Annotated in this window: 6 protein-coding genes; all 6 read left to right on the top strand. The window is 65.1% G+C overall.

Translation table 11 applies throughout. From position 1 onward, the window contains the following. Positions 1-42: 42 nt before the first annotated feature. Entirely contained in the window at positions 43-1,110 is a 1,068-nt protein-coding gene (locus tag ACFXI3_RS46885; protein WP_378408688.1) for a pyridoxal phosphate-dependent decarboxylase family protein, read from the top strand. A gap of 88 nt (positions 1,111-1,198) precedes the next feature. Then, a complete protein-coding gene (vioD, locus tag ACFXI3_RS46890; RefSeq protein WP_378408690.1) occupies positions 1,199-2,329 on the top strand; it encodes a capreomycidine synthase in 1,131 nt (376 codons plus the stop codon). Positions 2,330-3,046: 717 nt separating this feature from the next. Beyond that, complete coding sequence (locus ACFXI3_RS46895; protein WP_378408692.1) at positions 3,047-4,210, top strand: type III polyketide synthase; 1,164 nt, start codon at positions 3,047-3,049, stop codon at positions 4,208-4,210. Positions 4,211-4,246: 36 nt separating this feature from the next. Further along, the gene (locus ACFXI3_RS46900; RefSeq protein WP_378408694.1) at positions 4,247-5,188 is read left to right on the top strand and encodes an aldo/keto reductase; all 942 of its coding nucleotides are present in this window, start codon (positions 4,247-4,249) and stop codon (positions 5,186-5,188) included. A 9-nt stretch (positions 5,189-5,197) separates the two neighbouring features. After that, positions 5,198-5,593, top strand: a complete 396-nt coding sequence (locus ACFXI3_RS46905) for a nuclear transport factor 2 family protein (RefSeq protein ID WP_378408696.1) — start codon at positions 5,198-5,200, stop codon at positions 5,591-5,593. Further along, positions 5,593-6,831, top strand: coding sequence for a cytochrome P450 (locus ACFXI3_RS46910; RefSeq protein ID WP_378408698.1), 1,239 nt, complete (start codon positions 5,593-5,595; stop codon positions 6,829-6,831). The genes ACFXI3_RS46905 and ACFXI3_RS46910 overlap by 1 nt, the downstream gene beginning before the upstream one ends. Positions 6,832-7,170: the final 339 nt, after the last annotated feature.

A 7,170-nucleotide genomic window follows, 5' to 3' on the forward strand; every position in this document is an offset into this window, starting at 1 on the left:
CTTTTTGTTTTGGTGTGGGCCCCCCCCCCCCCCTAAGTCTCTTTGGGGGGGGGGCGGGGGGGGGGGACACACCGGCGTACATCCGGTCCCCCCCGGCCCCCCCCCGACCAGGCCGGACTCCCGGCGGCAGCGGGAGGGTGCTTTGTCTCCGGAGGTTCGGCGGGCAATCTCTCCGCTCTGGTCGTCGCGCACGACGCGGCCCGCCGACGACGCGACTTGCCTGCGGGAGCCCGCCTCCAGGTGGTGGTCAGCGATGAGACCCACTCATCCGTGACCAATACGCTCAACATCATCGGCGCGGAGAAGATTGTCGTCCCGACCGTCGACCACAGGTTCACCGGCGACGCATTGCGAGCGGCGCTCCAGGCAGATCAGGATCCTTCTTCGATCATCGCCGTCGTCGGCACCGCCGGCTCCACCAACGCGGGGATCATCGACGACCTCGCCGGCATCGCGGAGGTCGCCCGGGCGCACGATCTGTGGTTTCACGTCGATGGCGCCTACGGCGGCGCCGGGCTCTTCGCTCCCTCTGTTCGTGATAGGTTCGCGGGGATCGAATGCGTCGACTCCTTCGTCGTCGACCCGCACAAATGGCTGTTCGCGCCTTTCGACTGCGCCGCCCTGATCTACCGGGATCCGCGGCTGGCCAGGTCGGTTCATACCCAGAACGGCCCGTACCTGGACCTGGTCCAGGCCGACGACAGCAGCGCGGAGTGGAACCCGCCCGACTATGCCTATCAGCTCACGCGCAGCGCTTGCGGCCTTCCGCTCTGGTTCTCGCTTGCCGTACTCGGCATCGACGCCTACAGCGCGGCGATCGAGAGCGGTATCGCGCTGGCCAAGGCGGCGGCCGAACTGATCCGCACCGAGTACACGTACCTCGAGGTCATCCGCGAGCCCGAGCTGTCCTGCCTGGTCTATCGACGTCGCGGCTGGACGCCGCAGGACTACCGCAGCTGGTCGAAACGCTTGCTCGCGGACCAGCTCGGCTTCGTCATCCCCACCAGCTGGGAAGGCGAAGTGGTCAGCAGACTCGCGTTCCTGTACCCCGGAACGACTATCGAAATGGTCCGGGAGATCCTCGACAGCATGCTCGAAGCGCCCGCATGACGGCAGGGCAGCCCAGCAGCAGGACATCGTCCTGTCACGCCCCGATCGACCCCCAGCAACCGCCACTGATTGAAAGACAAGCCCGGCCATGGATCACACGATTTCGTCGGCACCTCTCGAAGATTGGCTGCGCACCCGCTACTTCGACTGCTCCATTGATATTTCGAGTTCAGGAGTGGCAGACTGCACCCTCGGGGAACTACGGGACCGCATCGGCATCTCCTTCACCGAACTCGACCGGATGCCTTTCAGGGACAGCCCCTCGCAGGGCTGCCAACGCCTCCGTGAAGCGATCGCGGCCAGATACTCGCCCGGCAATGCCGACTCGGTGATGGTGACGCACGGCTCGAGCGAAGCACTATTTCTCGCTATCACGGCCGTAATCGAACCGGGTGACGAAATCATCGTCGTGACGCCCAGCTATCACTCGCTGACTGCGATCGCCGAGAACATCGGCGCGACGCTGCGACCCTGGCGCCTGCCCGCCGGCAAGGGATTTCGACCGGATCTCGATTCCCTGCGCGCACTGCTCAATCAGCGGACCAAGGCCGTGGTCGTCAACTTTCCGCACAACCCGACCGGCATCACCTTGAACGACGACGAATACTCGGATTTCATGAAAATCATCGCCCGCCACGATGTACACTTATTTTGGGACGGCGCATTCGCCGACCTCGTTTATGGTCAACCCGCCCTTCCCGACCCGTCGACACAGATGGAGAAATGTCTTTCGTTCGACACCCTGCCAAAAGCGTACGGACTGCCCGGCCTGCGGATCGGCTGGCGCATTGCCCAAAGAGCAACTCTCGACAACATGATCAAGATCCGCGATTACACAACCCTGAGCTGCTCGCCTGTTTCCGAACATCTAGCTGTCCATGCAGTCGAACAGGCCGATACGCTCATCGGTCCACGACTCAGGGAGGCGGCAAAAAATCGGGAACTATTGCGCCAGTGGGCGACCAAAAACTCCGAGGTAATCGATTTCCAGTCGCCGGCAGGCGGCGTCACCGCATTCCCCCGGTTTCTCGACGTTCGCGATACTCGAACTTTGTGCGCGCTTCTGTCCGCAGAAGACCGGGTGCTCACCGTCCCGGGCACATGCTTCGGACTGGCCCAGCACATGCACATCGGCTTCGGAGGCCACACCGAGGCACTGGCGGAAGGCCTGGATCGGCTCAGCGAGAGACTGCGAGGGCAACGGCTGGCCTCGGCCTAGGGCGGGCCCCGACCGCCGGCGCCTTATCGGGCGACTCACGAACGAACGATCCCGGAAGGATCACAAGACGCCGCCGAGTCGCGGCCGTCAATCCAGGCCTTCGCCGCACTCGAAGCAGTCCCGCCGGAGCGGTTTGCCCACCACTGCCCGCCCGGCGAGATTTGTCCCGGCCATCGGCACGACAGGTGCATGCGATCCCTTCACGAGTACCGTGCACCTACTCGGAAGCATGGTGATACCCGCAGACCGCAATGAGCGAGACAGCGACATCGCTGCGTTCACCGTCTCGCTCATTGCCTGATGAAACGCGAGAATCCGGATGGGCGGAAATCACGCTACGAGGCGGCGCGCGCAGAAACGGCGGACTGACGGACGTTGCGTCTGGCGCACGGCACCCACTGCTGCGCACTCAGGCCCGGAGTCTGATCCCGGAATCTCCGCACATCACGACTGATGTGCGGAGGGGTTTGATGCAGCTATGCTCGCCCCCGTCGCTATCCGCCAATCAGATTTCCGGAGCTGCTTCACAATCTCACCAGTGCATGACATCGCACTGCCGATGTGAGGCCGTTTTCACGCTGGCATCCCGGACAAGACGGGCAGTCGGCGCTCGTGAGGGATATCCCCTCAGGTTCCGCGCCGCTCCCGGCTCGGCATCGACTCGTGACGATCTGTTTTACCGTGTTCGCAACGGCCCACCCACGGGCAGGAGATTCAATGAGTGCAGAGAAGAAACGCAGCGGCAACTCAGCGCAGTATCCGGAAGGACCTGGCCCCACCCTTTGCCGGCCGATTCTGTGGCTTCCCGAGCATTCCATCAGTATGGAGAGCACCCTTGAGTTGTGCCACGCTCTCCATGCCAGCCACGACAAACTGCGCACTGTCCTGCGCATGATCGAGAACACCGGGGTGCTCAAGCGCCACCTCATTCAACCCGTGGAAGAAACCCTGCGCCACCCGGGCTTCGCCGCACGCAGCCGGATCTACCGGCGCGAGGCGGAGAAGCGACTGCCCGGCGTGGTCTCGGATGCTCTCGCCGCGGCGGACCTGACCGCGCAGGATATCGACGCCATCGTCTTCGTTTCGTGTACCGGCTTCACGATGCCGCCGATGACGACCTGGATGATCAACGAACTCGATTTCCGCAGCGACTGCAGGCAGATACCCATCGCACAACTGGGTTGCGCAGCCGGTGGCGCCGCGATCAACCGGGCGCACGATTTCTGCCTCGCGTATCCGGCGGCCAACGCTCTGGTCGTCGCCTGCGAGTTCTGCTCGCTGTGTTACCAGCCGTCGGAATCGGATGTCGGCACCCTGCTGTCGAACGGGCTGTTCGGCGATGCGATCGCGGCCGCCGTAGTCCGCGGCAGCGGCGGCAGCGGCATAGCGCTTGACCACAACGCCTCGCATGTCGTCCCGGGCACTGAGAACTGGATTTCGTACGAGGTCAAGGAAACCGGCTTCCACTTCCGCCTGGACCGGCGGGTGCCGGGCACGATGTCGATGATCGCACCACAGCTGCGCCAGCTCGCGCAAACCCGGAGCTGGGACGTTTCCGACCTCGGCTTCTACGTCGTGCACGCAGGCGGGCCGCGTATTCTCGACGATCTGTCCCGCCATCTCGGGGTGCCGGCCGATGCGTTCCGACACAGCCGGTCAGTCCTGGCCGAGTACGGCAACATCGCCTCCGCGGTCGTACTCGCCGCACTCTCCCGGCATTTCGAAGAAGGCCTGCCGGCCGGCGTCCGAGGGATGGTCGCCGGGTTCGGCCCGGGAATCACCTCAGAGATGTCGTTGGGAACCTGGACCGGACCGACGGCCGCTAGCGGCCGTCTCGAGCCAGGCTCCAGCGAGATCGCCACCCGGGTCGCCGCCGCCTAGCCGCGCCGAGTCCTCCATTCGCGATAAGGAAAGACCATGAGCAATACGACAGCTCCGGCCGACAGCAGCACCTGGACACTCGGCGACCGCCCGATCAATCGCATGGGCTACGGCGCGATGCACCTGACCGGACACGGCATGTGGGGACCGCCGGAAGACCCGGACGCGGCGAAAGCCCTGCTGCGCAGAGCCGTCCACGATCTCGGGGTCAACTTCCTCGACACCGCCGATTCGTACGGCCCCGGATTCAACGAGCAGATCATCCGAGAGGCGCTGCACCCTTACCCCGAGCAGCTCGTGATCGCCACCAAGGGCGGCATGCTGAGGTCCGGCCCGCGCGACTGGCTGCACGGGCCGGGAACCCAGCCCTACATCGTCGCCCTCGGACGGCCCGCATACCTTCGGCAACAGGTCGAACTGAGCCTGCGCAACCTCGGCGTGGACTGCATCGACCTTTACCAGCTGCACCGCATAGACCCGCTCGTTCCGCTCGCCGATCAACTGGGCGAACTCGAGAGCCTCAAGGCGGAAGGCAAAATCAGGCATCTCGGTCTCTCCGGCCAGCCGGGGGTGAGCGTCGAGCAACTGCGCGCCGCGGCGGAGTTCAGCGACCTCGTCGCGGTGGAATGCCTCTACAATATCGCCGACCGGGCCAGCGATCCGGTCGTCGACTACACCGCCGAGCGCGGGATCGCGTTCGTGCCCTGGTTCCCGCTCGGGCACGGCGACCTCGTCGGCGCCGACGGCGAACTCGCCGAAGCCGCCGCCGGGCTCGGCACAACCAGCGCCCAGCTCTGCCTGGCCTGGCTGCTGCGCCGGTCCCCCAACATCCTGCTCATCCCGGGTACGACGTCGATCGCCCACTTGGAGCAGAACGTCGCTGCTTCGAATATTTCACTGTCCGAATCGGATTGGGCCCGGGTGGAGGAGATCTGCGGACAGATCACCCCTTGGCGCCCCACTCCGGCAGACGAGTAAGGAACGCCGATGCGACGATCACCTGACGGCACCCCCAACGAAGAACACTGCGAACTCCTGCGTTTCGTCTATCAGGACTTCGAACGCCTGGCGGACACGGCCACCGACGACATCATCCTGCACACTGCCGATCGCGCGCTCGTGCCCGACGGCATCCGGCGCGGACTTGCGACCGTGCTCGCACACGAGCGGGGCCTGCTGGAGGCCACCGCCGGCACTCTCGTGATGGACGTGCGGCAGGTTATCGCCGACGACCACTTCGGGGCGGTGATGGGAATCCTCCGGGCCACCAAACCTGCCCGGATCGCGATGCCGTTCTGCGGGCTCTGGCGGTTCGCCGAGGGCAAGCTGGCCGAACATTGGGAGAACGCTTACGCCGCGTCCGAGCTGGGCGGGCTGTTTTGATGAACAGCACACCCGGCCCGGTGCCGTTGCGGAACACGAACGCCGCGGACCTTCCGGAGATCCGGCCCAATCTCAACGCGCTGGAGTTCGATCCGATGCTGGCCGGCTTCTTGCGGGGACGGCCGGTTACGCGGATCAGCCTGCCCTACGGCCACGAAGGTCCGTGGCTGGTATCCCGGTACGCCGACATCCAGTCGATCACGAACGACAAGAGGTTCACCCGTGCCCCGCTGGGCACCGAGGTGGCCATCCCCCGCTTGATGCCGGCATTCGTGCCGCCACCGGAGGCAGTCCAGCTCCAGGACCAGCCGAAGGCGTCGGGCCTTCGCAAGGCTATGGGCAAGGGGATCACCAGCAGGCGCATGGCGCGATTCCGTCCGGCGGCCGAGTCGATGGTCGCCGAACTGCTGGACCGCGTCGCCGGGGAACCCGGGCCGGTTGACCTGTTCGACAAGCTGACCGGCCGGTTTCCGCTCGACGTCATGGCCCGGCTGATCGGCATTCCGGAGACAGATCGCGCCGATCTCCGGCGGTGGACCCGCCTGATGTTCTCCACCCGTCCGGCAGAAGCGGAACTGAGCCTGGCAGCCAAGAAGGAACTCGGCGGATATGCCGCGACGCTGGTCGCGGAGCGCACGGAGAACCCTGGCAGCGATCTGCTCAGCCGCATGGTCGTCGGCTCGGGAACCGAGTTCAGCACGGGCGAACTGATCGGTATGACCGTCCAGATGATCGCCGTGGGCATCGCGCCGTCGAACGCACTGCTGAGCAACATCTGCTATTTCCTCCTCTCCGGCGAGCCCGGGTTCGGAGAGTTGCGGGAGAACCCCGAATCGATCGACAGCGGGTTCGACGAACTCGCCCGCTACACCCCGGTGATCCAGGCCTTCGGTCCCGCGCTCGTAGCATCGACGGATCTGGAAATCGGCGGGGTGCCGATCAAACAGGGCGACGCGGTCGTCTACTCCTACACCAGTGGCAACCACGACAGCGACACGTTCACCGATCCCGAAGTGCTCGACCTGGACCGGAACGAGGGCAAGCATCTCACGTTCGGTGCGGGAATACATGCTTGCGTGGCCCAGCATTTCACCCGCTTGGTCGTCACCACCGCGGTTCGTGCGCTGCTTGCCCGATTCCCGTCGGTGCGGCTGGCAGGAGACGAAGAGGGGATCGACTGGGACAACGGCTCGATTTGGCGGTTCCCGGTCGCCCTGCCCGTGCTGCTGCACGGCTGATGATCTGGGCTCGCTGTGCCAGCTAGCCGATCGCGCTCGCGCCGTGGTCCGGCACGATCGGCTAGCCTGAGCATCGGAGCAGACTGGAAGGCAACCTGCCCACCAGTCAGCTCGAGTTCGAGCCGGGCCTCGGCCCGCTCGTTCCGCTGGCAAGCATGCACCAACCCTTTGGGCGGAAGACGATCAGCAACGGACGCACGTCGTGCACTAGACGGAACACTGTCACTGGGCCACTGCCGGTTGCGTGAGGTTCACCCCGAACGGTGGACAGGGGCTTACGGGATTTCATGCAGCCGCTGGGAGTGACTGCTCGAAGGTGTTGGGGCTGAGTATCCCGAT

The sequence above is a fragment of the Amycolatopsis sp. NPDC059235 genome (assembly GCF_042754125.1).
GTDB lineage: Bacteria > Actinomycetota > Actinomycetes > Mycobacteriales > Pseudonocardiaceae > Amycolatopsis > Amycolatopsis albidoflava.